The organism is Micromonospora globbae (genome assembly GCF_003610785.1).
Classification (GTDB): domain Bacteria; phylum Actinomycetota; class Actinomycetes; order Mycobacteriales; family Micromonosporaceae; genus Micromonospora; species Micromonospora globbae.
Window position 1 is genome coordinate 517,829 of the sequence record NZ_RAQQ01000001.1, and the last position, 22,669, is coordinate 540,497.

General features: G+C 72.4%; 22 protein-coding genes. 9 read left to right on the plus strand and 13 right to left on the minus strand.

The genetic code is table 11. The features are described from left to right. Window positions 1–6: 6 nt before the first annotated feature. Window positions 7–996: a helix-turn-helix transcriptional regulator gene (locus D7I43_RS02250; RefSeq protein ID WP_120326634.1), complete on the minus strand. Its 990-nt coding sequence runs from the start codon at window positions 994–996 to the stop codon at window positions 7–9. 61 nt (window positions 997–1,057) lie between these two features. Here D7I43_RS02250 and D7I43_RS02255 point away from each other — a divergent pair, with 61 nt between their 5' ends. Next, complete coding sequence (locus tag D7I43_RS02255) at window positions 1,058–1,630, plus strand: DinB family protein (RefSeq protein WP_120326635.1); 573 nt, start codon at window positions 1,058–1,060, stop codon at window positions 1,628–1,630. 1 nt (window position 1,631) lies between these two features. Beyond that, entirely contained in the window at window positions 1,632–2,069 is a 438-nt protein-coding gene (locus D7I43_RS02260; protein WP_120326636.1) for a VOC family protein, read from the plus strand. Window positions 2,070–2,101: 32 nt separating this feature from the next. On the opposite strand, the gene D7I43_RS02265 is transcribed toward D7I43_RS02260, so the two are convergent. After that, window positions 2,102–3,349 (minus strand): FAD-binding oxidoreductase, encoded by a 1,248-nt coding sequence (locus D7I43_RS02265; protein WP_158610064.1) that lies wholly within the window; start codon window positions 3,347–3,349, stop codon window positions 2,102–2,104. Between the two features lie 80 nt (window positions 3,350–3,429). On the opposite strand from D7I43_RS02265, the gene D7I43_RS02270 reads away from it, so the two are divergent. After that, a complete protein-coding gene (locus D7I43_RS02270; RefSeq protein ID WP_120326638.1) occupies window positions 3,430–3,789 on the plus strand; it encodes an STAS domain-containing protein in 360 nt (119 codons plus the stop codon). Here the strand turns inward: D7I43_RS02270 and D7I43_RS02275 are convergent. Then, on the minus strand, window positions 3,703–4,680 hold the full coding sequence (locus D7I43_RS02275; RefSeq protein ID WP_120326714.1) for a sigma-70 family RNA polymerase sigma factor: 978 nt from the start codon (window positions 4,678–4,680) through the stop codon (window positions 3,703–3,705). The genes D7I43_RS02270 and D7I43_RS02275 overlap by 87 nt on opposite strands. A gap of 115 nt (window positions 4,681–4,795) precedes the next feature. Between D7I43_RS02275 and D7I43_RS02280 the strand changes: the two genes are divergently transcribed. Further along, complete coding sequence (locus D7I43_RS02280; protein ID WP_120326639.1) at window positions 4,796–5,617, plus strand: alpha/beta fold hydrolase; 822 nt, start codon at window positions 4,796–4,798, stop codon at window positions 5,615–5,617. A gap of 122 nt (window positions 5,618–5,739) precedes the next feature. Here the strand turns inward: D7I43_RS02280 and D7I43_RS02285 are convergent, their stop codons facing one another. Then, entirely contained in the window at window positions 5,740–6,333 is a 594-nt protein-coding gene (locus D7I43_RS02285; RefSeq protein ID WP_120326640.1) for a nucleotidyltransferase family protein, read from the minus strand. A gap of 324 nt (window positions 6,334–6,657) precedes the next feature. On the opposite strand from D7I43_RS02285, the gene D7I43_RS02290 reads away from it, so the two are divergent. Then, on the plus strand, window positions 6,658–7,608 hold the full coding sequence (locus D7I43_RS02290) for an NADP-dependent oxidoreductase (RefSeq protein WP_204985126.1): 951 nt from the start codon (window positions 6,658–6,660) through the stop codon (window positions 7,606–7,608). Between the two features lie 47 nt (window positions 7,609–7,655). Here D7I43_RS02290 and D7I43_RS02295 read toward each other — a convergent pair whose 3' ends face one another. Continuing rightward, on the minus strand, window positions 7,656–9,329 hold the full coding sequence (locus D7I43_RS02295) for a bifunctional 3'-5' exonuclease/DNA polymerase (RefSeq protein WP_407942560.1): 1,674 nt from the start codon (window positions 9,327–9,329) through the stop codon (window positions 7,656–7,658). Between the two features lie 187 nt (window positions 9,330–9,516). Here D7I43_RS02295 and D7I43_RS02300 point away from each other — a divergent pair, with 187 nt between their 5' ends. The 3 genes from D7I43_RS02300 to D7I43_RS34025 are packed head-to-tail and all read left to right on the plus strand — an operon-like array spanning window position 9,517 to window position 12,825. Beyond that, window positions 9,517–10,443 (plus strand): polyphosphate polymerase domain-containing protein, encoded by a 927-nt coding sequence (locus tag D7I43_RS02300; protein WP_120326642.1) that lies wholly within the window; start codon window positions 9,517–9,519, stop codon window positions 10,441–10,443. A gap of 4 nt (window positions 10,444–10,447) precedes the next feature. After that, complete coding sequence (locus D7I43_RS02305; RefSeq protein WP_120326643.1) at window positions 10,448–11,125, plus strand: DUF4956 domain-containing protein; 678 nt, start codon at window positions 10,448–10,450, stop codon at window positions 11,123–11,125. After that, a complete protein-coding gene (locus D7I43_RS34025) occupies window positions 11,125–12,825 on the plus strand; it encodes a CotH kinase family protein (RefSeq protein ID WP_120326644.1) in 1,701 nt (566 codons plus the stop codon). Before D7I43_RS02305 ends, D7I43_RS34025 begins: the two co-directional genes overlap by 1 nt. A 49-nt stretch (window positions 12,826–12,874) precedes the next feature. On the opposite strand, the gene D7I43_RS02315 is transcribed toward D7I43_RS34025, so the two are convergent. From D7I43_RS02315 to D7I43_RS02335, 5 genes are read right to left on the minus strand one after another with little or no spacing between them, the layout of a single operon-like run. Then, window positions 12,875–13,807 (minus strand): carbohydrate ABC transporter permease, encoded by a 933-nt coding sequence (locus D7I43_RS02315; protein WP_120326645.1) that lies wholly within the window; start codon window positions 13,805–13,807, stop codon window positions 12,875–12,877. 14 nt (window positions 13,808–13,821) lie between these two features. After that, a complete protein-coding gene (locus D7I43_RS02320; protein ID WP_120326646.1) occupies window positions 13,822–14,733 on the minus strand; it encodes a carbohydrate ABC transporter permease in 912 nt (303 codons plus the stop codon). A 33-nt stretch (window positions 14,734–14,766) separates the two neighbouring features. Next, the gene (ngcE, locus tag D7I43_RS02325; protein ID WP_120326647.1) at window positions 14,767–16,200 is read right to left on the minus strand and encodes an N-acetylglucosamine/diacetylchitobiose ABC transporter substrate-binding protein; all 1,434 of its coding nucleotides are present in this window, start codon (window positions 16,198–16,200) and stop codon (window positions 14,767–14,769) included. Window positions 16,201–16,226: 26 nt separating this feature from the next. Further along, entirely contained in the window at window positions 16,227–16,976 is a 750-nt protein-coding gene (locus D7I43_RS02330; protein WP_120326648.1) for a sugar isomerase domain-containing protein, read from the minus strand. Next, complete coding sequence (locus tag D7I43_RS02335; protein WP_120326649.1) at window positions 16,973–17,935, minus strand: MurR/RpiR family transcriptional regulator; 963 nt, start codon at window positions 17,933–17,935, stop codon at window positions 16,973–16,975. Before D7I43_RS02335 ends, D7I43_RS02330 begins: the two co-directional genes overlap by 4 nt. Before the next feature lie 191 nt (window positions 17,936–18,126). Here D7I43_RS02335 and D7I43_RS02340 point away from each other — a divergent pair, with 191 nt between their 5' ends. After that, window positions 18,127–19,116 (plus strand): N-acetylglucosamine kinase, encoded by a 990-nt coding sequence (locus D7I43_RS02340; protein WP_120326716.1) that lies wholly within the window; start codon window positions 18,127–18,129, stop codon window positions 19,114–19,116. Window positions 19,117–19,372: 256 nt separating this feature from the next. On the opposite strand, the gene D7I43_RS02345 is transcribed toward D7I43_RS02340, so the two are convergent. The 3 genes from D7I43_RS02345 to ngcE (D7I43_RS02355) all read right to left on the minus strand — a co-directional run bounded on the left by D7I43_RS02345 (window position 19,373) and on the right by ngcE (D7I43_RS02355) (window position 22,669). Then, window positions 19,373–20,281 carry a carbohydrate ABC transporter permease gene (locus D7I43_RS02345; RefSeq protein WP_120326650.1) on the minus strand — a complete coding sequence of 303 codons (909 nt, stop codon included), beginning with the start codon at window positions 20,279–20,281 and terminating at the stop codon, window positions 19,373–19,375. Further along, window positions 20,278–21,186: a carbohydrate ABC transporter permease gene (locus D7I43_RS02350; RefSeq protein ID WP_120326651.1), complete on the minus strand. Its 909-nt coding sequence runs from the start codon at window positions 21,184–21,186 to the stop codon at window positions 20,278–20,280. Before D7I43_RS02350 ends, D7I43_RS02345 begins: the two co-directional genes overlap by 4 nt. A 67-nt stretch (window positions 21,187–21,253) precedes the next feature. Further along, entirely contained in the window at window positions 21,254–22,669 is a 1,416-nt protein-coding gene (ngcE, locus tag D7I43_RS02355; RefSeq protein WP_120326652.1) for an N-acetylglucosamine/diacetylchitobiose ABC transporter substrate-binding protein, read from the minus strand.

The window sequence follows — 22,669 nt, forward strand, 5'->3', positions numbered from 1 at the left end:
CCGAGCCTACTGGGTCGCCGCGGCGGGCGCGCCGACCTCGCCGGCGCCCGCCATGGCGGCGAGGCGGCGGGCGATCCGGGCGGCGGCCTCCCGCAGCTCCGGAGGCTCCAGCACCTGCGTCTCGAAGCCCAGCCGGGCCACGTGCATGGCGAGCCAGTCCAGGTCCTCCCCGCCGGTCACGAGCACGCACCACCCGTCGCGGTCGTCCTCGACGCGCCCCACCTGGGGCGGCACCAGCTCCCGCACCCGCTCGGGGCGGGCGTGCAGCCGCACCCGCGCGAGGTGCCGGTACGGCGCCTCGGTCACCGAACGCTGCACGTGGGCGACCGGGTCCGGATGCTCCCTCGGCCGGAAGCGCCACGTCGTCGCCGCCACCTCCCGCATCCGGTCCAGGCGGAAGGTGCGCCAGTCCCCACGGTCGACGTCCCAGGCCATCAGGTACCAGCGGCGGCCGGTGGTGACCATCCGCACCGGCTCGACCGTGCGCTCGCCCTCCCCGCCGTGGCGCCCCGCGTACCGGAACCGGACGCGCACGGCGTCGCGGCAGGCCCGTGCCAGCGTCACGAGCAGCTCCGCGTCGATCTCGACGGCGGGCCCGACGAGGGTGTCGGTGGCGCCGTGCACCGCCCGCACCTCGGCCCGCAGCCGGGTCGGCATCACCTGGTCGAGCTTTGCGAGCGCCCGCAGCGCCGCCTCGCCAGCGCCCGCCACCGTGCCACCCGTCGCCAGCCGCAGCGAGACCGCCGTGGCGATCGCCTCCTCGTCGTCGAGGAGCAGCGGCGGCAGTCGGGTGCCCGCGCCGAGCTGGTAACCGCCGCCGACGCCCGCCGTCGCGTGCACGGGGTAGCCGAGTGCGCGCAGCCGCTCCACGTCGCGGCGCACCGAACGGTCGGTGACCCCCAGCTCGGCGGCCAGCTCGGCGGCGGTCCAGGACGGCCGACGCTGCAGCAGCGCCAGCATCCGCAGCACCCGCTCGGTGGTCGCCTCGACGGTCACGACCCCATCGTTCCACAGAACGCGGAACGATCCTGTCCGCGATAGGGGGCAGGCTGGACCCATGACCGACCAGGACTGGAACCGGCTGCTTCGGGAGCAGGTCGCGTGGCACTGGACCCACCAGCTGCGCGACCGTCTCGACGGCCTCACCGACGACGAGTACTTCTGGGAGCCCGTGCCCGGGTGCTGGAGCGTACGCCCGCGCGGCGCCGGCACCGCCCCGGTGCGGGCCGGATCCGGGGCCATGACCATCGACTTCGCGATGCCGGAGCCCGAACCGCGACCGTTCACGACGATCGCCTGGCGGCTCGGGCACGTGATCGTCGGCGTGCTGGCCGTACGCAACGCCGCACACTTCGGCCGCGCGCCCACCGACTACGAGTCGTTCGCGTACGCCCCCACGGCGGCCGCGGCCCTCGCGCAACTCGACGCGGAGTACGCCACCTGGCAGGCCGGGGTCGAGTCCCTCGGTGAGTCCGACCTCGCCCGCCCGTGCGGGGCGGCGGAGGGCCCGTACGCCGAGTGGCCTCTCGCGGCGCTGGTGCTGCACATCAACCGGGAGCTGATCCACCATCTGGCCGAGGTGTGTCTGCTCCGCGACCTCTACCTGCACACCCGACAGGAGGCGAGCTGACATGGCCCGCGACGTCCAGATCACGTTCGACTGCGCCGACCCCGCCCGTCTCGCGGCCTTCTGGGCCGAGGCCCTCGGCTACCGGCTCCAGGACCCGCCCCCGGGTTTCGAGTCGTGGGACCAGGCGCTGGAGGCGATGGGTGTGCCGCCGGAGAGGCGCAACGACGCCTCGGCGCTGATCGACCCCGAGGGCTCGCGGCCCCGGCTGTTCTTCCAGCGCGTACCCGAGCGCAAGCAGACCAAGAACCGTGTGCACCTCGACGTACGCGCCGCTCCCGGGCTCCGGGGCGACGCGCGGATGGCGGCCCTGGAGGCGGAGGCCGAGCGCCTCGTGTCCCACGGCGCCACCCGGCTGCGGCGGCACGAGCCCGCTCCCCCGCTCGACGCCGGGCACATCGTCCTCGCCGACCCGGAGGGCAACGAGTTCTGCCTCGACTGAGGGGCCGTCCGCGGCCGGGGTCCGTGCCACCTCTAGGCGGTGGCCGAGACCCCGGCCGGCGGGACGGCGAGGCCCGCGCCGAAGAGGTTCTCCGGGTCGTGGGCCGCCTTGATCCGACGCAGCGCCGCCCAGTTCTCCGCGGTGAACGCCGACGCGGTCCGGGACGGGTCGTGCAGGAAGTTGAGGAACGTGCTGCCGATGCCGCTGCGACCGAGCGCCGCCGCGGTCCGCGCCGACGCGACCGTGTCGAGGATGATCGACAGCGGGGCGTCCCGGTGGGCGGCGACGCCGGTGTCGCGGGCGATGCGACCACCCCAGTGGCGGATCTCGACGGTGGCGTCCGGCTCGGCCACGAGGGCCGCCACGAGGTCGTCGTCGAGCGTGCGGACCTGGTCGAACGTACGGGCGAAGGTGCCGCCCATCGCGGCCTGCGCGTAGTCGACGACCCGCATGCCGTCCTCGACGACCGGGCCCGCCACCGTCCACAGCGGCTCCAGCAGGGCGCGGCCGCGGTCGGCGTCGCCGGCGTACATGGCCTTGACCACGAGCGAGCCGTCGCGGGTCAGCAGCACCGCGGTGCTGAGCGAGTCGGGCACCTGCTCGACCCACCGCCGGTAGAAGGAGATCGTCTCGGCGGCCCGCTCGCGGCCGAAGGTGACGGCGCCCGCGTACACCCGCGCCACCGGGTAGAGGCGGAACTCCAGCGCCGTGACCACGCCGAACGATCCGCCGCCCCCGCACAGCGCCCAGAACAGGTCGGGGTTCCGGTCGGCGCTCGCCGTCACGAGCCCGCCGTCGGCGGTGACGACCTGGGCGCGCAGCACACTGTCGGCGGCGAGGCCGTGCCGGCGGGCCAGCCAGCCCAGGCCGCCACCGAGCGTGTAGCCGGTGACGCCGACGTCCGGTGAGGAGCCGGACAGCGCGGCGAGCCCGAAGGGCGCGGCGGCCCGGAGCACGTCACCCCACCGGGCGCCGGGGCCGACCCGGGCGATCCGGCGGTCCGGGTCGACGAGCACCGACGACATCGCGCCGGTGTGCACCAGCAGCGCGCCGTCGTGCGCCACGTGGGTGCCGTGGCCGGTGGCCTGGACGGCGAACGGCAGCGCGTGACGGCGGGCGGCCCGCACCGCCCGGCGTACGTCGGCCGCGCCGGCGGCCCGGACCACGGCGGCGGGACGCGGGTCGAGGGCAAGGTTGAGTGGCTTGCGGTGGTCGTCGTAGCCGGTGTCTCCGGGCAGGAAGACGGGGCCGTCGGTACGCAGGGTCTGTCGAATCGTCATGCCCGTCAGACCCGCGGCCCGTGCCGAACTCATCGGTGCCGGGTGCGATGAGTTTCCCGGGGGCGGACGGTCCTACGGGAATGGTGACCTCCCCGATCCCCTTCGCCGTGGGCGCGACGGTGACCCGCGCGGACATTCCCGTCCTGTGCGCCGATCTCGCCGAGCTGCTGCGGGGCCGCGCCCCGGGCGTCGTCGCCTGCGAGGTGGGCGCCGTCGACCGGCCCGACGTGGTAACGGTCGAGGCGCTCGCCCGGCTGCGCCTCACCGCGCGACGACACGGCTGGCGGCTGGTCGTCCGCGACGCGGGGCCCGGTCTGCTGCGGCTCGTCGAGCTGCTCGGGCTGACCGACGCGTTAGGCCAGTCGGGCCGGCAGCCCGAACAGCGGGAACAGGCGCTCGGTGTCGAGGAAGTTGGTGACCTCGGCGATCCGCCCGGCTGACACCTGCAGGACGATCAGCGCCCACGGGTCGTGGCCCGAGCCGGTGAGGCTGGGCCGGTACTGGCCGAACGCCGGCAGGCCGTTGGCCACCACCGGCACCAGCCGGGACCCTCGGCACCCGCTGCCCGTGCCGGACATCCACGCGCGGATGTCGTCGTGCCCGCGCAGCCACAGCGGCACCGGCGGCATGGACAGGACGACGTCCTCGTGCAGGAGCGTCGCGAGCGCGTCGAGGTCGTACGCCTCGAAGGCCCGCACGTACCGGGCGAGCAGCGCCTTCTGCTCCTCGTCCATCGGCTTGTACACGTCGGCGGCGGTGTCGACGGCCGCGAGCGTGGTGCGGGCCCGCTGCAGGGCGCTGTTGACGCTCGCCACCGACGTGTCGAGCAGGTCGGCGACCTCCTGCGCCGACCAGGCCAGCACCTCACGCAGGATCAGCACGGCCCGCTGCCGCGGCGGCAGGTGCTGCAGCGCCGCGACGAACGCCAGGCGGACCGACTCCCGGGCGGCGATCACGTCGGCCGGGTCGCTGCTCTCGGGCAGCACCCGGCTGTCCGGTGCCGGACCCACCCAGATCTCGTCGGGACGCGGCTCGCCCGGATCCGCGGCCCGGCCGGACCCGGCCGGGCCGAGATCCATCGGCATGACCCGCCGCTGGGCGCTGGAGAGCATGGTGAGGCACACGTTCGTCGCGATCCGGTAGAGCCACGACCGCAGGGCCGACCGGCCCTCGAACCGGTCGAAGCCGCGCCAGGCCCGCACGAACGTGTCCTGTACGGCGTCCTCGGCCTCGAAGACCGACCCGAGCATGCGGTAGCAGTAGCCGGTCAGCTCGGACCGGTACGCCTCGAGCTGCTCCTCGATGGGAGCGCTGGTCGCCACGTCACTCACGCCGACCACCGTAGTCGAGGGGGCGGACAAAAATTCGTCGACGACAGCGATGAGTTTGCGAGGTCCGGTTGGTCAGTACCGGTGTCACCACGGACGACGACATGAGGAGCACACCATGACCGCCACGGACATCGTCTTCGGCTCGGGCCAGTACGCCGACGTCAACGGCATCAACCTGTACTACGAGACGCACGGCACGGGACACCCGCTGGTCCTGCTGCACGGCGGCCTCGCCTCGGGCGAGATGTTCGCGCCGATCCTGCCCACCCTGGCCGACCACCACCAGGTCATCCTCGTCGACCTGCAGGGGCACGGCCGCACCGCCGACATCGACCGGCCGCTCGACGTCACGCTGATGGCCGAGGACATCGCCGCCCTCATCGACCACCTGGGGCTGGAGAAGCCGGATCTCGTCGGTTACTCCCTCGGCGGCGGCGTGGCCCTCCAGGTGGCGCTGAAGTACCCGCACAAGGTGCGTCGCCTCGTCACCGCGTCCGCGCACATCCGCCGCGACGCCATCCACGCCGAGATCCTGGCGCAGCAGGGCCAGGTCGGCGCGGCGGCGGCGGAGTTCATGAAGGACACCCCGATGTACGAGCTGTACCAGCGGGTGGCGCCGCGTCCCGAGGACTTCCCCCGCCTGCTCGACAAGATCGGCGCGGCGATGGCGAAGGACTACGACTACACCGAGGAGGTGCGCGGGCTGCAGGTGCCGACGCTGGTCGTCGCGGCCGACGCCGACATGGCCCCGCCGCGCCACTACGTCGAGGTCTTCGCGCTGCTCGACGGCGGGCTGCGCGACGGCGGCTGGGGCGGCGAGAACCGGCCGAAGGGCGGCCACGCGCTGGCCATCCTGCCGGGGCTCACGCACTACGACATCGCGGACTCCCCGCTGTTCGCGGCGACCACGCTCGCCTTCCTCGACAAGCAGGACTGACGTCCGCACGTACGCCCGGCGGCCCGGACCGGCCGCCGGGCGTACGCCTATTTGCGGGGGGACGGCCGCTCCGGCGGGACGGCCGCTCCGGCGCCGGCGGGGCGCGGGTCTTCGGCGCGTGCTCAGACGCCGACGCGCTGGGGCGGGACGGTCAGGCCGTACAGCGCCATGAGTTCGGGGGTGTCGACCCGGCTGCCGTCGGCGACCGAGTCGCAGGCGATGTCGACGATCTGGTCCTTGTGCGCCAGCAGGTAGGGCCGGGCACCGACGTCGGCCCTGGCCAGGGTGGCGATGCCGGCCCAGTGCCGCCGGCCGAAGAGCATCGGGTAGCCGCGCAGCCCGTCGTAGGTGGCGCAGACCAGCACGTCCGGGTACGGCAGGGCGGCGACCCGCCGGACAGCGGTGGCGGTGAGCCCCGGCATGTCCACGGGTACGACCACCACCGCCTCGATGGTCTCGTCGTCGATCGCCGCCAGGCCGGCGCGGATGGACGACCCCACGCCGGTCCCCCACGCCCGGTTGACCACCACGGTGGCCCCGGACAGGTCGGCCGTCTCGCGTACCTGGTCGGCCGCGGCACCCAGCACCACCACGATCTGCCCGCAGCCCGCCTCGGTCATCGTGTCGATCATCCGGTTGACCAGGGGCCGCTCCCCCTGGTGCAACAGCGCCTCGGGGCCGCCGATGCGACGTCCCCCGCCCGCGGCGATGATCATTCCTGCGATCCGCTTCAGCTGCGCCCCCTCCACCGTGGAGCGGGCCGCGGCCCGAGGGCGCGACCCGCTCCGTCGTACGGACATCGGGAGCAACGAGGACGAGTCGAGGCGGGTAGCGGGGCGAATGGGAAAAAGAGTGCAACTGTTATGCATCGCTTCATCCCCGGGAGCCCGCCCTCGTCGATCATGAGGTTGGCGACGGATTCGATCTCCGGCGGCCCCGCAGACCTCATGATCATCGGGGTAGCGGGGGCCAGCGCGGGAATACGCGCGCACCGGTCGGCACCGGCAGACCGTACGGGTCGGGAAGGAGCAACACCCGGGATGAGCACGATGCACGCCGTGAGGGCACACCGCAGGGGCGGCCCGGAACAGCTCGTGTACGAGGAGGCGCCGAGGCCCGAGCCCGGGCCGGGCGAGGTGCTGGTGGCCGTGAAGGCGGCGTCCATGACACCCCACGAGCTCACCTGGGGGGCGACCTGGACGGACAGCTTCGACGGGTCAGGGTCCGAGCGCACGCCGATCGTCCCGTCGCACGAGTTCTCCGGAGTCGTCGCCGCGACCGGCGAGGGGGTGCGCAGCCCCGCCGAGGGGGAGGCCGTCTACGGGTTGATCCCCTTCACCCGCGACGCCGCGGCCGCCGAGTACGTCACCGTGCCCGCGGCCGTCGTGGCGGCCAAACCGGTCACCGTCGACCACGACCACGCCGCGGCACTCCCCCTGTCCGCGCTGACCGCCTGGCAGGCCCTGGTGACCCACGCCGGCCTCCAGGCCGGCCAGCACGTGCTCGTGCAGGGCGGCGCCGGCGGCGTGGGGATGTACGCGGTGCAGCTCGCGACCGCCCTCGGCGCCCGGGTGAGCGCCACGGCCGCCGCCAGCGACCTGGACTTCGTCCGTGACCTGGGCGCCGAGCAGGTGATCGACTACGCGCACGACCGGTTCGAGGACCACGTCCGCGACGTGGACGTGGTCGTCGACACCGTCGGCGGGGACACGCAGTCGCGGTCCTGGTCGGTGCTGCGGCCGGGCGGCGTCCTCGTCACCACCGCCACTCCGCCGGACGAGCAGGAGGCGGCCCGGTACGGCGTACGCGGGGTGTTCTTCGTCGTCGAGCCCGACGGGGACGCGTTGCGGTCCATCGCCGAACTCGTCGACGACGGACGACTGCGGGCCGTGCTGGACCGCGTCCTGCCGCTGCGCGAGACCCGCGCCGGCTACGAGGCCCTGGAGACGGCCAAACGCCGCGGCAAGATCGTCGTGCACGTCGCCGACTGACGGGCCGCCCGTCGGTCGCGGGCCGGTCCGGCGGAACCAGGTGCCCCTCAGGCGTCGGCGTAGCAGTCGACGATCGACAGGTCCAGCGGGAAGCGCACCGGGGTGTCGCCGAACAGCAGGGCGGTCGCCCGCTCGCCGCAGCGGCTCACCGCCGCGGCCACCTCCGCCGCCTGCGCGGCCGGCGCGTGGACGATCACCTCGTCGTGCTGGAAGAAGACGAGTTCGGCGTCCGTGCCGGCCAGCTCGCCGCGCAACGTGGCGAGCAGCGTGGACGCCCACTCCGCGGCGGTGGCCTGGATGACGAAGTTGCGGGTGAAGCGGCCCCGGGCCGCGCGGGCCCGCGTGCTTCCCGGGTCGCCCGCCCCGTCCGGGTCCGGCGCCCCGTCGCCCGGATCCGCGAACCCGACCGAGCTCGGTGGGCAGGTGCGCCCCAACCAGGAGCGGACCAGCCCGCCGGCCTCGCCGGTGCGGGCCGCCGCCTCCACGTAGCCGAACGCCGTCGGGTAGCTGCGCTTGAGCACCGCCAGCGCCGGCACGGCGGCCCCGCCCGTCTGGCCGTACATGGCGCCGAGCAGCGCCACCTTGGCCCGGGCCCGGTCGCCGCCGAAGGCGTCCTGGGCCAGCGCCGCGTAGAGGTCGCCGGCACCGCCGGCCGCCGCGAGCCGGGCGTCGCCGGAGACCGCCGCGAGCACCCGGGGCTCCAGCTGGCCGGCGTCGGCGACGACGAGACGCCAGCCCGGGTCGGCCACGACGGCCCGCCGGATCACCTTGGGAATCTGCAACGCCCCGCCGCCCCGGGTCGCCCACCGCCCGGAGACCACCCCGCCGGGGACGTACTCGGGCTGGAAGCGGCCGTCACGCACCCACTGCTCGCGCCACGCCCAGCCGTGCGCCGTCCAGATGCGGTAGAGCTCCTTGTACTCCAGCACGAGCGGCACGGCCGGATGATCCACCCCGCGCAGCACCCAGGCCCGGGTGTTGGGCAGCTCCACCCCGGCCCGGGCGAACGCGCGCAGCAGCTCGGCCGGGGAGTCGGCGTGCAGCTGGCGTACGCCGAACGCGTCGGCGATCCGGGCGGCCAGCTCGGCCAGGCGGCGGGGCGGCCCGCCCACCGGAGACGGCTCGCCGAGCAGCTCGGCGAGGATCGCGTCGTGCACGTCGGCCCGCCAGGGCAGCCCGGCGGCGCCCATCTCGACGGCGATGAGCGCGCCGGCCGACTCGGCGGCGACCAGCAGCCGGAAGCGGCCGGGATGCGCGGTGGCGGTGATCCGGGCGAGCTGGTCGGCGTACACCCGGACCAGGGCGTCGATGCCGGGGCCCGGCGGCCCGGCCGGGGTGTCGAACAGCGCGCCCTGGCCCAGGCCCGGAGGCGCCGCCGGTCGCGGCGGCGGGTCGGGGGGCACCGGCGCTCCGGTCAGCCGAGCCCAGGCGGCGGCGAGCGACCGCGGCTCACCCCACCGCCCGGCGTGGCCGAGGAGCAGCGCCTCGGTCAGCTCCACGTCGTGGCAGCGGTCGACCCGGACGCCGGCGCGCAGCAGCGCCGGGTAGACGGCCGCCCCGGAGGCCCAGACCCAGCGGGGGCGCTCGGCGCTCTCACGCGCGGCCACGGCGGCGGCGAGGTCGGCCACGGGCTCCGGCGGGCCGACGACACGGCCGGACGCGTCGAGCGGCTGGAGCACCCCACCGCCGCCAACCTCGTCCGCCACCACCGCCACCAGCACGAACGCGATTCTGCCTCGCCCGACCGACACTCCTGGACGCGCGCCGCCCGCGCGCCGCGTCCGGCCGCCGGCGGCGCACGCCGTGTGCCTCTGTTCACCGCTGGTTCATCCGCAATCCAAAGCTGATCCATAGCCACGCCTGCTTGCATTCGCTGGTCCCTGTCCCCCACAGATTGGCCAGCACCTGATGCGCACGTGGCTCCACCGGGCCCTGTCCCGCGACCCCGATCAGGAGGTGTCACCGGACCCGGCGCCGCCCGCCGGACGGGAGCCGGACCCGGACCGCGCTCACGACCGGGCCGGGCACGCCTTGCGCGCGCCCAGCCGGTTGCACGCCTTCAACCGGTACGAGATCAAGTACCTGGTGCCGACCGGTGACGTGGCCGCGCTGCGGCAGCGGCTCGCCGCCCGCATGGACCGCGACAGCCACGGCGGCGGCACCGGGTACGGCGTGTGGAGCGTCTACTACGACACCGACCAGCTCCGCTTCTACTGGGAGAAGATCGAGGGCCTGCGGTTCCGCCGCAAGCTGCGCGTCCGCCACTACGGGGACCGGTCGACGGTCACCGACGACAGCACGGTCCACGTCGAGATCAAGCAGCGGGTCAACCGGGTCACCCAGAAACGCCGGGTCGCCCTGCCGTACCGGCTGGCCCGCGACCTGTGCGACGGGCGGCGGATGGTCGACCACGCCCCGGGCGAGCGGGCGTTCCTCGACGAGGTCCTCGAACTGGTCTGCGGTCTGGACCTGCGACCGGTCGCGATGACCGGCTACCAGCGCGAGGCGTTCGTCGGCCGGGACTCCGACGTCGGGTTGCGGGTGACGCTCGACCACCGGGTCCGTGGCCGCGACCGTGACTTCCACCTCGGCGCCGACGCCGAGAACCGGCTCATCGTCCCGGCGACGTTCTCGGTGCTGGAGATCAAGGCCAATGAGCGGGTGCCGTACTGGCTGACCGACCTGGCCGCGCGCGCGAACCTGTCCGTCGTCCGGATGTCCAAGTACTGCCAGAGCATCGAGGCGTTCGGCCGCGCGCCCCGCTCGATCTTCCACGTCACCGACGAACCGGCCGCCGACGCGGCCGTCCCCCCGTACGCGAGAAGTGAGGCCTGAGATCATGCCGTTCGAATTGCAGGACCTGTCCGGCACGTTCAGCGTCGGTGACATCGCCCTGGCCCTGGGGCTGTCCTTCGTGTTGAGCGCCGTGATCGGCTGGGTCTACCGGTTCACGCACCGCAACGTCTCGTACAGCCAGTCGTACGTGCAGACGCTGGTGATCCTCGGCATGCTCATCTCGCTGATCATGCTGGTGGTGGGCTCGAACATCGCGCGGGCGTTCGCCCTGGTCGGCGCGCTGTCGGTGGTGCGGTTCCGCAACGCCATCAAGGAGACCCGGGACGTCGGATTCATCTTCCTCGTGATGGGCGTCGGCATGGCCTGCGGCACCCGCTTCTACACGCTGGCCGTGGTCGCGGCGGTCGCGATCAGCCTGGTCGTCGTGCTCATGTACCGGTTCAACTGGTTCGCCTCACACGTCCAACGGCAGGTCGTCAAGGTGCAGGTGCCGCCGACCGGCAACCACACCGAGTCCATCCAGGACGTGCTGATCCGCCACACCAGCGAGTTCGAGCTGGTCAGCATGGAGACGATCCGGGGCGGGGCGCTCACCGAGATCATGTACACGGTGCGGTTGAAGAAGGGCACCGAGCCCGGCGAGTTGATCAACGCGTTGGCCGAGCGGACGGGCGGCCAGCGGGTGACCGTGCTGACCGGCTACGACCAGACGGACCTGTGATGCGGCTGAGGCACCGGATCCCGGTCCGGGTCCGGCACTACTGGAGGTTCCTGGCCGGCTGCCTCGCGTTCCTGCTCGTGCTCACCGTCGCCGTCAGCACGGTGCGGATCCGGCCCTACGTGACCAGCGGCAGCGGCACCGGGGGTGACCAGGTCACCCAGGACGTCGCCGGCACGGTGGACCTGTTCGACGAGACGGTGGCGCACCGCATCGAACTGGTCTTCCGCGAGGCCGACTACCAACGGATGCTGGACGCCTTCTACGACGAGGGCGAGAAGGAGTACATCGAGGCCGACCTGGTGATCGACGGGACCGCCGTCCCGAGCGTCGGGATCCGGCTCAAGGGGAACTCGACGCTGCGCAGCCTGACCCGCGACGGCCAGAGCCGGCCGGGTGCCGGCGGGCCGGGCGGCCAGGCTGGGCCGGGCGGCCGGCGTGCGCCGGAGGGCCGGGCGGAGCCGGGCGGCCAGGGCGCGCCGGACGCTCAGGATGGACCGGCTGGTCAGGGCGCACCGGCTGGCGGGGTCGGCGCACCGCCTGGCGGGGTCGGCGTCCCGGGCGGCTTCGGCCGGTCGTCGCTCAAGGCGGAGGAGCCCGAGACGCTGCCCTGGCTGATCCGCTTCGACGAGTACGTCGACGGCCGCCGCTACCAGGGGCACCGGGAGATCGCCGTGCGGGTGGCCGGCATGGGCGCCGGCTCCACCGTTCTCAACGAGGCGCTCGCCCTCGACCTGCTGGCCGGCGCCGGTGAGGTGGCGCAGGAGTACGCGTACACCAGCTTCACCGTCAACGACCGGCCGACCACCGCACGGCTGGTCGTGGAGCACCCCGACGCGCACTTCGCCGAGGACTTCGACGGTCCCGGGGTGCTGTACAAGTCGCTGGCCACCGGCCAGTTCACCGACCAGGGTGACGACCCGACCGCCTACGCCGACGACTTCGCGCAGGTCACCATGAAGGGCAGCCAGGACCTGCAACCGGTCATCGACCTGATCAGGTGGGTCGGCACCGCGAGCGACGCCGAGTTCGACGAACACCTCGCCGACCGGCTCGATGTGGCGTCCTTCGCCCGGTACGTGGCCTGGCAGAACCTCATGCTGAACTTCGACGACATGTCCGGTCCCGGCCGCAACTACTACCTCTGGTACGACCTCGGCACGAAGAGGTTCACGGTGATCGGCTGGGACTACAACCTCGCCTTCAGCGGCGACGCCGCCCAAGGCCCGCTCGATCAGGGCCGGCTCGGCGGCGGTGGCTTCCGGGGCGGCGGGACGCAGGGCCCCGCCGGCGCCGGCACGAACGGCGGCGAGCAGGCCGCCGAGCCGCCGGCCGACACCACGCCGCCCGGCGGGGACGCCGGTCGCGACGGCGGCCCGGGAGGTGCCGGGCCGGGAGGTGCCGGGCCGGGAGGTGCCGGGCCGGCCGGCGACCGTCCGCAGGGGGCCGGGCACGCGCTCAAGGAACGCTTCCTCGCCAGCGAGACGTTCCGGCAGGTGTACGAGGACGCCTACCGCGGCCTCTACCAGGAGGTCTACGGGAACGGCACGGCGCTGGCCACCGTGGACGCGATCGGCGCGGTCCTGGCCACCGTCGACGGCTACGACGCGGCGACGGCCACCAGCGACGCCGAGCGTCTGCGCACCCTGATCCGGCAGCGCACCGAGAGCCTCGCCTCCGACGAGGTGGTCACCCGGAGCTGACCGTGCGAGGCCCCCTCCCGCACACCGGGCGCGGAGAGGGGGCCTCGACTCACTTCACGGCGCCGGAGGTGAGTCCGGACTGGATCTGCCGCTGGAAGATCGCGTACACGATGATCATCGGCAGGATGGAGAGGGTCAGCGCGGCGAAGAGCGCCGCCCAGTCCGCCTCGTAGCCGGCCGAGGTGGAGATGCTGGCGATGCCCTGGGTGAGCACCCACTTGGCGTCCGCGCCCTGGCCCTGCATGAGCGCCACCGGCAGCAGGTACTGGTTCCACTGACCGATGATGTTGAAGATCGCGATGCTCACCAGGCCGGGCCGGGCCATCGGCACCATGATCTGGAAGAAGAGCCGGGTGTGCGAGGCACCGTCGATCATCGCGGCCTCCGCCACCGACTGCGGCAACGTCTTGAAGAAGGCGGCCAGGAAGAAGACGGTGAACGGCAGGGAGTACGCGATGTAGACCAGGATCAGCCCGGTGTACGTGTTGAGCAGCCCCAGGTTGTTGACGATCAGGAAGAGCGGCACCAGGGCGAGGAAGACCGGGAACGCCAGGCCCGAGACGAACAGGTAGTAGATCACCCGGTTGCCGGGGAACGGGTACCGGGCCAGCACGTACGCGGCCATCGCGCCGAAGAGCATGGTGCCGGCCGTGCTCAGCGACACCACGAGGACGCTGTTGAGGAAGTACCGCCCGACGTTCGCCTCGGTCCACGCCCGCGCGAAGCTGTCGAAGCTGAACTCCTTCGGCAGCGCGAAGGGGTTGCCGAGGAATATCTCGGTGTTGCTCTTGAACGAGGCCAGGATGGTCCAGAGCAGCGGCGCGATCACCAGGATCGCCCACACCGCCAGGGCGACGTGCCCGAGGCCGCTGAGCAGGCCGACCTCCCGGCGCCGCTGGACGGCGGGCGTGCCGGCCCTGGTGCCGGCCTTCCCGGTGCCGGCCGGGGCCACCGGTGCGCTCGGTGCCATTTCTGTGGTCATCTGCGGACCCCGCCTTACAGCTCGATCGTGTCACGCCGGCTGACGCGCAGGGTGAGCGCCGCGAACGTGATCGTCAGGAAGAACAGCGCCACGCCCATCGCCGACGCGTAGCCGAACTGGGAGTAGCTGAACGCGTTGCGGTAGATCTCCATGCCGAGCACGGTGGTCGCGCCGTCCGGCCCGCCCTGGTCCACGGAGAGCACCTGCACGATGGCGAACGCGTCGAACGCCGCGATGCCGAGGTACACCCAGGCCACCTGGAGGGTGTCCCAGAGCAGCGGCAGCGTGACCCGGAAGAACATGGCGGCCCGGCCCGCGCCGTCGATGGTGGCCGCCTCGTAGATGTCCTTCGGCACCGACGCCATGCCGGCGGAGAAGAGCACCACGTAGAAGCCGACCGCCTGCCACACGAGCACGCCGATGATCGACCAGAGTGCGATGTTCGGGTTGGCCATGAACAGCACCGGGTCGATGCCGAACAGACCCAGCGCGCCGTTGAGCAGGCCGCTGTCGTCCGGGGCGTACACCCGGCTGAAGATCACGCCGACGATGACCACGGCCAGGATCTGGGGGAAGAAGAACACCACCCGGTAGAACTTCGACCCCCAGACCCCGGTCATGACGCCGCCCCGGCTCCCCCCGCCCACGTTGAGCATGAAGGCGAAGAAGAGCGCGATGGCGATGGTGAGCAGCGGCATGGCGAGCAGCAGGAGCCCGTGGTGCCGGATCGCCTTCCAGAAGATGTCGTCGGACAGCAGCCGCTCGAAGTTCTCCAGTCCGATGAACTTCGGGTTGGCGCTCACTCCCCGCCAGTTGGTGGTGGCGAGATAGAACGCCTGGGCGTACGGCCCGATGACGAAGGTCACGTAGATCGCGACCGGGATCGCCAGGAAGCCGATGATGAACGGGTACCTGCCGTGCCGCATTGTTGCCGCCTCCGCTCGTGTCCTACCGGCGACTCAGCGCTTGAACTTCTCGATGGAGGAGTCCTTCTTCACCGCGTCGGCGGCCTTCTGCATGCGCTCGCAGAACTTGTCGGCGGTGCCACCGTTGAACATCAGCTCGTTGGTGGCGGCCCGGCACTCGTCGTCGAGCTTCTTGTACCAGGTGTCGAAGCGGTAGGCGAAGTAGTCGCTGCCCGCCGCCGAGAGCATCTGGTTGCCGCTGGTGAGACCGGGCGAGATCTCCATGCCGTCGACCGCGCCCTTGACCACCGTGAGCACCTTCGTGAGCTCGGTGAAGCCCCGGGCGCCGTCCTTCGAGAGCATGTGCCGCAGGTACTCCATGCCACCCCGGGGATTCTTCCCCTTCGAGGCGACGAAGTACATCTCGCCGGCCGCCGCGTAGATCGCGGTCTGCGGCAGCTTGTCGGCCGCGGTGACGCTCGGCGTCGGCATGACGGCGTACTTGAATCCGGGCGGGGTGTCCTTGGCCTGCTCGTTCTCCAGCCACGACCCGCTCGGGTAGAACGCCACCTTGCCCTGGTTCTGCTGGAGCTGGACCTCGGTGTGCTTGAGGCCCAGGTGCGCCTTGTTGCCGTACTTGGCGCCGATCTCGGCCCAGGCCGCCGCGGCCTGCTTGACCGGCTCCGCCTGCCAGGCGCCGTCCTCCAGGTTGTCGATGTTCTTCAGCACGTCCGGCCCGCCGATCTTGGCGGCGCTGGTCAGGATGACCAGGTACTGGTAGTACGAGGCGTTCGCCCCGGCGTACGAGTACGGGGTGATGCCGGCCGCCTTGATCTTGTCGCAGAGGGCGGTGAACTCGGCCCAGGTCTTGGGGGCCGTCCAGCCGTTCTTCTCGAACAGCGCCGCGTCGTACCAGAGGCCGAAGACGGTGAAGGCGTAGTTCAGCACGTACGGCTTGCCGTTGAACGTGCCCTGCTCGACGGTGCCCGGGATGAGGGTGTCCTTGACCTTGGTGTTCGGGTCGTGCAGCGACGGCGCGTCGAACAGCTCGGTGAGGTCCTGCACCTGGCCGGCCTGCACGAGCGCGCCCTGGTCCATCAGCTTCGAGCCGGCGTTGTTGACCATGTCCGGCGGGGTGTTGCTGGTGAACCGGGGCTGCAGGACGGTGGCGACCTCCTCCGTCTGGGAGAACTTCACCTCCGCCTTCGGGAACTTCTTCTTGTACGACGGGATGTGCACGTCGGTGGCGTACTTCGTGCCGAGGCCACCGTTGAAGATGACCACCTCCAGCGGCGCGTCCTCCTTGACGCCCAGCGGGTTGTCGGCGGACTTCTCGCCGGCCGCCTGCTCGGTCGGCTCGTCGTCGCCACCGGCCACGCACGCGCTCAGCAGCCCGGCGGCGGGGGTGGCGAGCAGGCCCGCCGCGGCGGCCCGGCGCAGCACGGTCCGGCGGCTCAGCTCGGCCGGGTTCTCGGGGGTAACGGACATCGTCGTCTCTCCTTGTGAGATTCGGGTCAGGCGGTCCGCCGGAGGCGCCCGGCGTACCGCGACTCGAGGGCGAGGTTGTGCTCGTCCCCGCCGGGGACGTTGGCGGAGAGGTAGATAGGGGGTACCTCCCCGGCCTGGTGGAACCGTCGTACGACCTCCGCGGTCAGCAACTGCGCCAGCAGCGCGGTGGTGACCGAGGAGACCGCACAGACCGCGCCGCCGCCCTCGAGCGGCAGCAGTGCGTCGCCGTACGGCGCGCCGTTGTCCAGCACGACGTCGGCGAGGTCGGCGAGCCGCCGGCCGGACGGGTGCCGCGGGGCGACCCGTGCGGTGTGCTCGACCGAGGTGACCGCGATCAACGGATGACCGCGCCCGGTGACCAGCGTCGCGAGCTCGACGACCGAGCCGTTGATGCCGGACTGGGACGCCACCACGAACACGTCCCGCGGCTGGGGTGCCGCGAGGGCGTAGATCTGGTGGGCGATGGAGGGGTCGCGCTCCAGCTTCGGGTCCGCGAGCACGTCGCGCGGCGCGTCCCCGTGGAGCACCAGGTCGTGGACCGAGAGCCGGTTGCTGGGGACCAGCCCACCGGCCCGCGCGACCAGTTCGGCGGCGAACGCCTCGGAGTGGCCGGCGCCGAAGGCCTGGAGCACCCCGCCGGCGCGCAGGCTCGCGGCGATCAGGTCGGCGGCCCGGGCGATCGCGTCGGCCTGGGTGTCGACCAGCCGGTCGAGCACCGGCCGGACGGCGTCCGCGTAGCGCTGAGCGCTGATCACGAGGCGGCTCCCTTCGCGGCCTTGTGCCCGTCCACGGCCTGCGCGGTACGCCGGAAGGCCGCGTGGGCGCGGTCGTGGGTCCGCTGGGCCACGGCGATGTAGAGCAGGTCGAGCACGACCAGCTGCGGGTGACGGGCGCTGAGGGCGTCCGGCCGGAAGGTGGTGGCCTGGCTGGCGGTGACGAGGACGATGTCGGCCAGTTCGGCCAGCGGCGAGCGGGGGAAGCCGGTGAGGGCGACCGTGGTGGCGCCGCGGCTGCCGGCCTCGGCCAGCATCTCGATGGTCTCCCGCGTCTGCCCGGTGTGCGAGATGCCGAGCGCCACGTCGCCGGGGCGCAGCAGCGCGGCGGCGGCCAGTCCCTCGTGGACGTCGTTCCACGCCCACGCGGCGACCCCGATGCGGTGGAGGCTGAACTGCATCTCCTCGCCCACCAGGGCGCTGCCGCTGGCGCCGAAGATGTTCACCCGGGAGGCGCCCGCGATGGCCACCGCGGCCCGCTCCACCTCGGCGAGGTCGAGCAGCGCGGCGGTGTCGTGCATGGCGCGGGTGTCCGCCGCCATGATCTGGTCGAGCACCCGGGCGAGGGGGTCGGTGGGCTGGATCTCGCGTCCGATGTCGACGGTCCAGCCGGCGGAGCGGGCGCGGCCGGTCTCCGCGGCGATGCCGAGTCGCAGGTCGGCGTACCCCTCGAAACCCATGGCCCGGCAGAACCGGGTGACGGTCGCCGGTGAGGTGCCGCTCCGCTCGGCAAGCTCGACGATCGTGGAGCGGGCGGCGCTCTCCGGGTCGCTCAGCACGTGCTCGGCGACCCGGCGCAGCGCCCCGGTCAGCTCGCCGAGGCCGGCGCGGACCCGGGCGAGCACGCCGCCGGAGGCGGCACCGAGAGCGGCCCGTCGGTCGGATCCGTCGGCGTCGACCACCGCGGTCCCCGCGGTGGTGTCCACCTCGTGATCAACCATGGGACGCCTTTCCGGTAAGACTGTTAACTGTTAGTGGTAAAAGTTCTTACTGAAGGCCCCTCCGTGTCAACGGGCGTGGTCGAAGTTTTCAAACTGTTACCTGGCGCACAGCCCGCCGCGCCGTGCCGACCTTGCCTCGCATCGGCGGGGCGACCAGCATGAATGCGACTTTGATCGAGGAGGTGGCGCCGGTGTCCGGCAGCGTCGTGGTCGGGCTCGACATCGGAGGTACGTCCACCCGCGCCACCGCCCTGACACTCGACGGGGAGCGGTTGGGCACCGGCCGGGGCGGGGGCGGGAACCCGACCAGCCACGGCGCCGAGCGGGCGGCGGCGGAACTGCTCACCGCGCTGCGCGGGGCGCTCGCCGGAGTCGACCCGGCGCGGGTGCGCGCGGGCGCCATCGGCCTGGCCGGTGCGGGGCGGCTGCTCGCCGACCCGGCCGGGCGCGCCGCCTTCGACCGGGCGTGGCACGACGCCGGGCTGCGCTGCCCGTACGCCGTGCACGGCGACGCCCTCGTCGCGTACGCCTCGGGCACGGCCGCCCCCGACGGCACGGTGCTCGTCGCCGGCACCGGGGCGATCGCCGCCGAGGTACGCGACCTGCGGCTGGACCGCGTGGCGGACGGGCACGGATGGCTGCTCGGCGACGCCGGCTCCGGCTTCTGGCTGGGCCGGGAGGCGGTCCGCGCCCTCCTGGCCGACCTGGACGCCGGCCGCGCGCCCACGCCCCTCGGCCGGCAGGTGCTCACCGACCTGCTCGGCGCCCCCGACGTGGCCCCCCGCCCCCGCGACACCGTCGACGCGCTGATCCAGGCGGTCACCCGGCGACCGCCCGTCGAGTTGGCCCGGCTCGCGCCGCACGTCGTGGCCGCCGCGGTGGCCGGGGAGCCCGCCGGCACCGAGCTGATCACCGCTGCGGCCGGTCATCTCGTGACGAGCGTGAGCAGGATCCGGCCGGCCGGCGCGACGAGCCCGCTCGTGCTCGGCGGCGGGTTGCTGACCGGCGACACCCCGCTCGCCGCCGCCGTCCGGGTCGAGGCAGCCCGGCGCTGGCCGGACGCGCCGCTGCGCTCGGCCGGGGACGGCGCCGCCGCCGCGGCCTGGTTGGCCGCCCGCGACCTGCCCGAGGTGGACGACCCGGTGGCCCTGCACACCCGCCTGGTGCCGACCGCCACCTGACCCCGCGCCGTCCCGGGCGCCACCTGAACCCCGTGCCATCCCGGGCGCCACCTGAACCCCGCGCCATCCCGGCGCCGTGCGCACGGCGCCGGGGACTCGCGGGCGATGCGGACGTGGGATCGCGCAGGATCCTGGATGCAGTGCCCTCCGACACCGCGCGAGAGGCCCGTTTCCAGGATCCAGCACGATCTTCCGGCACCCACCCCGACCGCCCTGGCGGTCGGAAGCGGTCACCCGCGCGCGGATGTGGCCCCGCCTACTTGAGCTGGCCCGCCGTGAGGCCCGCCTGCACCTGGCGCTGGAAGAGCACGTACACCGCGAGCACCGGCAGCGTGGCGATGGTCAGGCCGGCGAAGAGGCCGCTGTAGTCGCCCTGGTAGCCCTGGCTGACCGCGAGCGCGGTGAGTCCCTGCGCCAGCACCCACTTGGAGTCGTCACCCTGCATGAGCACCTGCGGCAGGATGAACTGGTTCCACTGGCTCAGGAAGTTGAAGATCGCGATGCTGATCAGTCCCGGTCGGGCCATCGGCAGCATCACCCGGAAGAAGAGCCGGAAGTGGCCGCAGCCGTCGATGAGCGCCGCCTCGGCGACCGCCGTCGGCAGCGTCCGGAAGAACGCCGTGAGGAAGAAGACCGTGAACGGCAGCGAGTACGCCGCGTACACCAGGATGAGCCCCGTCCACGTGCCGAAGAGGCCGGCGTTGCGCACCACGAAGAACAGCGGCACGAGCGCCAGGAAGACGGGGAACATCATCCCGCCGACGAACAGGTAGTAGACGACCTGCCGGCCGCGGAACTCGTACCGGGCGAAGACGTACGCGGCCGTGGCGCCCAGGAGCATGGTCAGGGTCAGCGACCCGGCCACCACGATGGCGCTGTTCAGGAAGTACCGGCCGATGTGCGCCTCGGTCCAGGCCCGCGCCCAGTTCTCGAACCGCAGCGCGCCGGGCAGCCCCCACGGGTCGGACAGGATCTCCCCGTCGCTCTTGAACGAGCTGAGGAACATCCACAGCAGCGGCAGGACGGTCAGGGCGCCCCACACCAGCAGGAACCCGTGCGAGAAGACGTTGGCGGCACCGGTCTCGCGGCGGGGCTTCCGGTCCCGCGACGCCCGGCGGTCACCCGCCGCGGTGCCCTCGGACGCGGGCTTGTCGAGAATGGTCACGAGTACTCGATCCGATCACGCCGGGCGGCCCGCAGCGCCAGCACCGCCACCGACAGGGTCAGGAAGAACAGCACCACGCCGATCGCGGAGGCGTACCCGAACTTGCTCTCGCTGCCGAACGCCGTCTCGTACATCCGCAGCCCGATGACGTCGGAGGAGAAGTTGGGCCCCCCGTTGGTCATCTGCTGGATGAGGATGAACCCGTCCAGTGCCGCGATCGCCAGGTAGATCCAGGCCACCTGCACGGTGTCCCACAGCAGCGGAATGGTGATCCGCCGCAGGGTGGTCCACCGGGACGCGCCGTCGAGCAGCACCGCCTCGTAGATGTCGCGGGGGATGGCCGACATGGCCGCGCCGAAGAGCACCACGTAGAAGCCGACGTTGGCCCAGACCATCACCGCGAGCACGCACCAGAAGGCCGTCCGGGGGTCGCCCAGCCAGGTCGGGGCGGGCAGGCCGACGGCGCGCAGAGCGCCGTTGAGCAGGCCGCTGTTGGGGTGGTAGACCTCCTTCCAGAGCAGGGCGATGATGACCACCGAGAGCACCTGCGGGAAGAAGTAGACCATCCGGTACACGGCCGTGCCGCGCACGCCGGTGACCCCCGCCCGGCCCTTGCGGCCACCCATGCTGAGCATCGTGGCGAAGAACAGGCCGAGCCCGATCGTCAGCACCGGCACGATGGCGAGCAGCAGCGCGTTGTTCTTGAGCGCGTTCCACACCCGCCCGTCGTGCAGCAGCGTCTCGAAGTTCGCCAGCCCCACCGGGTCGGCCTCCGCCGAGTAGCCGAGCCAGTCGGTGGTCGAGATCTGGAACGCCTGGAGGTACGGCGACACGACGAAGATGACGTAGAGCAGCACCGGCGGCACGAGGAACGTGACGATCAGCGGGTACTTGCCATGTCTCACGAGGACCTACTCCCGGAAGCGGTGGACCGGTGGGGACGGCGCCGGGCCCGCCCCCACCGGCCGGACGTCACGCGGTCCGCTTGTACTTCTTGATCGAGCTGTCCTGGGCGATCGAGTCGGCGCCCTTCTGGCACTGGTCGAGGAACTCGGCCGGGCCGATGCGGCCGCTGAAGAACTCGCCGCACGCCGCGTCGACGAGCTCGCGCTCCAGCTTCCGGTAGTAGTTGTTGTAGACCCAGTTGAAGCCGTTGCTGCCGGAGGCGTCCAGCGCCTTCACGACGGACGCGAGGCCGAACGGCAGGTCGACACCCTCGGTGGACCCGGCCACGATGGTGAGGCTGGAGACCTTGCGGGTGAAGTCCTGGGCGCCCTTCTTCGACAGCATGACCCGGAAGTACTCCAGGCCGCCGGCGAGGTTCTTGGCCTTGGCCGGCACCATGAACGGCTCGCCGGCGGTGCCGCGGATCGCCTCGAACGGCAGCTTGTCGCCGCTGCCGAGGCTCGGCGTCGGCTGGATCGTCATGTTGAAGCCCTCGGGGGTCACCTTCTTCTGCTCGCTCTCCAGCCAGGAGCCGCAGGAGATGAAGGCCGCCTTGCCCTGGCACCACGCGGTCTGCGACTGCACGTGGTCCAGGCCCGGCGAACCGTCGAGGATGTACTTGTCCTTGACGATCTGGTGCCACGCGTCGGCGGCCGCCTTCATGGCGTCGGACTTCCACGCGTTCGGCTCGAGGTTGTCGATCGCGGTGGCCACCGACGGCCCGCCGAACTTGATGGCGGTGGCGATGAGCGGCCAGCTCATGTAGCGGGGGTGCTTGCCCGCGTACGTCCAGGGGGCGATGCCCGCGGCCTTGATCTGCTTGCAGAGCGCGATGTGCTCGTCCCAGGTCTTCGCGTACGACCAGCCGCGGTCGGCGAAGAGCTTCGTGGAGTGCCAGATGCCGTACGCGGTGTAGGTGTAGTTGAGCACGAGGAACTTGCCGTCGTACGACCCGACCTCGACGGCGCCGGGCAGGAGGGTGTCCTTCACCGTCTTGCCGGGGATGTCGAGGCTCGGCGCGTTGAGCAGGTCGCCGAGGTCGGCGATGGCGTTCTGGGAGACCAGGCCGTTGAAGTCGATCTGCCCGGCGCCGGAGTTGTTGACCACGTCCGGCGGGGTGCCGTCCACGAACCGCGGCTGGAGCGTCTTGTTGATCTCCTGCGTCGCGGAGTGCTTGATCTCGGCCTTCGGGTACTTCTCCTTGTACATGGCCTCGTGGGCCTTGGCGTACTCCTCGCCGAACCCGCCGTTGAAGATCACCACCTCCAGCGGCGCGTCCTCCTTGACGCCCAGCGGGTTCTGGTCACTCTTCGTGCCCTTGTAGGTGTCGCCGGCGTCGTCGTCGCCACCTCCACCGGTGGCACAGCCGGCCAGCAGACCGGCGGCGGGAGTGGCCAGCAGACCCGCGGCGGCGGTCCGCCGCAGGATGTCACGCCTGTTCAT

What these genes read in the sequence shown, in the direction of transcription:
- D7I43_RS02255 (WP_120326635.1), top strand. Translation starts at nt 1,058, where the DNA reads ATGACCGACCAGGACTGGAACCGGCTGCTTCGGGAGCAGGTCGCGTGG.
- D7I43_RS02315 (WP_120326645.1), bottom strand. Translation starts at nt 13,807, where the DNA reads ATGACCACAGAAATGGCACCGAGCGCACCGGTGGCCCCGGCCGGCACC.
- ngcE (WP_120326652.1), bottom strand. Translation starts at nt 22,669, where the DNA reads ATGAACAGGCGTGACATCCTGCGGCGGACCGCCGCCGCGGGTCTGCTG.
- D7I43_RS02265 (WP_158610064.1), bottom strand. Translation starts at nt 3,349, where the DNA reads ATGACGATTCGACAGACCCTGCGTACCGACGGCCCCGTCTTCCTGCCC.
- D7I43_RS02300 (WP_120326642.1), top strand. Translation starts at nt 9,517, where the DNA reads ATGCGCACGTGGCTCCACCGGGCCCTGTCCCGCGACCCCGATCAGGAG.
- D7I43_RS02290 (WP_204985126.1), top strand. Translation starts at nt 6,658, where the DNA reads ATGAGCACGATGCACGCCGTGAGGGCACACCGCAGGGGCGGCCCGGAA.
- D7I43_RS34025 (WP_120326644.1), top strand. Translation starts at nt 11,125, where the DNA reads ATGCGGCTGAGGCACCGGATCCCGGTCCGGGTCCGGCACTACTGGAGG.
- ngcE (WP_120326647.1), bottom strand. Translation starts at nt 16,200, where the DNA reads ATGTCCGTTACCCCCGAGAACCCGGCCGAGCTGAGCCGCCGGACCGTG.
- D7I43_RS02280 (WP_120326639.1), top strand. Translation starts at nt 4,796, where the DNA reads ATGACCGCCACGGACATCGTCTTCGGCTCGGGCCAGTACGCCGACGTC.
- D7I43_RS02270 (WP_120326638.1), top strand. Translation starts at nt 3,430, where the DNA reads ATGGTGACCTCCCCGATCCCCTTCGCCGTGGGCGCGACGGTGACCCGC.
- D7I43_RS02285 (WP_120326640.1), bottom strand. Translation starts at nt 6,333, where the DNA reads ATGATCATCGCCGCGGGCGGGGGACGTCGCATCGGCGGCCCCGAGGCG.
- D7I43_RS02320 (WP_120326646.1), bottom strand. Translation starts at nt 14,733, where the DNA reads ATGCGGCACGGCAGGTACCCGTTCATCATCGGCTTCCTGGCGATCCCG.
- D7I43_RS02305 (WP_120326643.1), top strand. Translation starts at nt 10,448, where the DNA reads ATGCCGTTCGAATTGCAGGACCTGTCCGGCACGTTCAGCGTCGGTGAC.
- D7I43_RS02335 (WP_120326649.1), bottom strand. Translation starts at nt 17,935, where the DNA reads ATGGTTGATCACGAGGTGGACACCACCGCGGGGACCGCGGTGGTCGAC.
- D7I43_RS02260 (WP_120326636.1), top strand. Translation starts at nt 1,632, where the DNA reads ATGGCCCGCGACGTCCAGATCACGTTCGACTGCGCCGACCCCGCCCGT.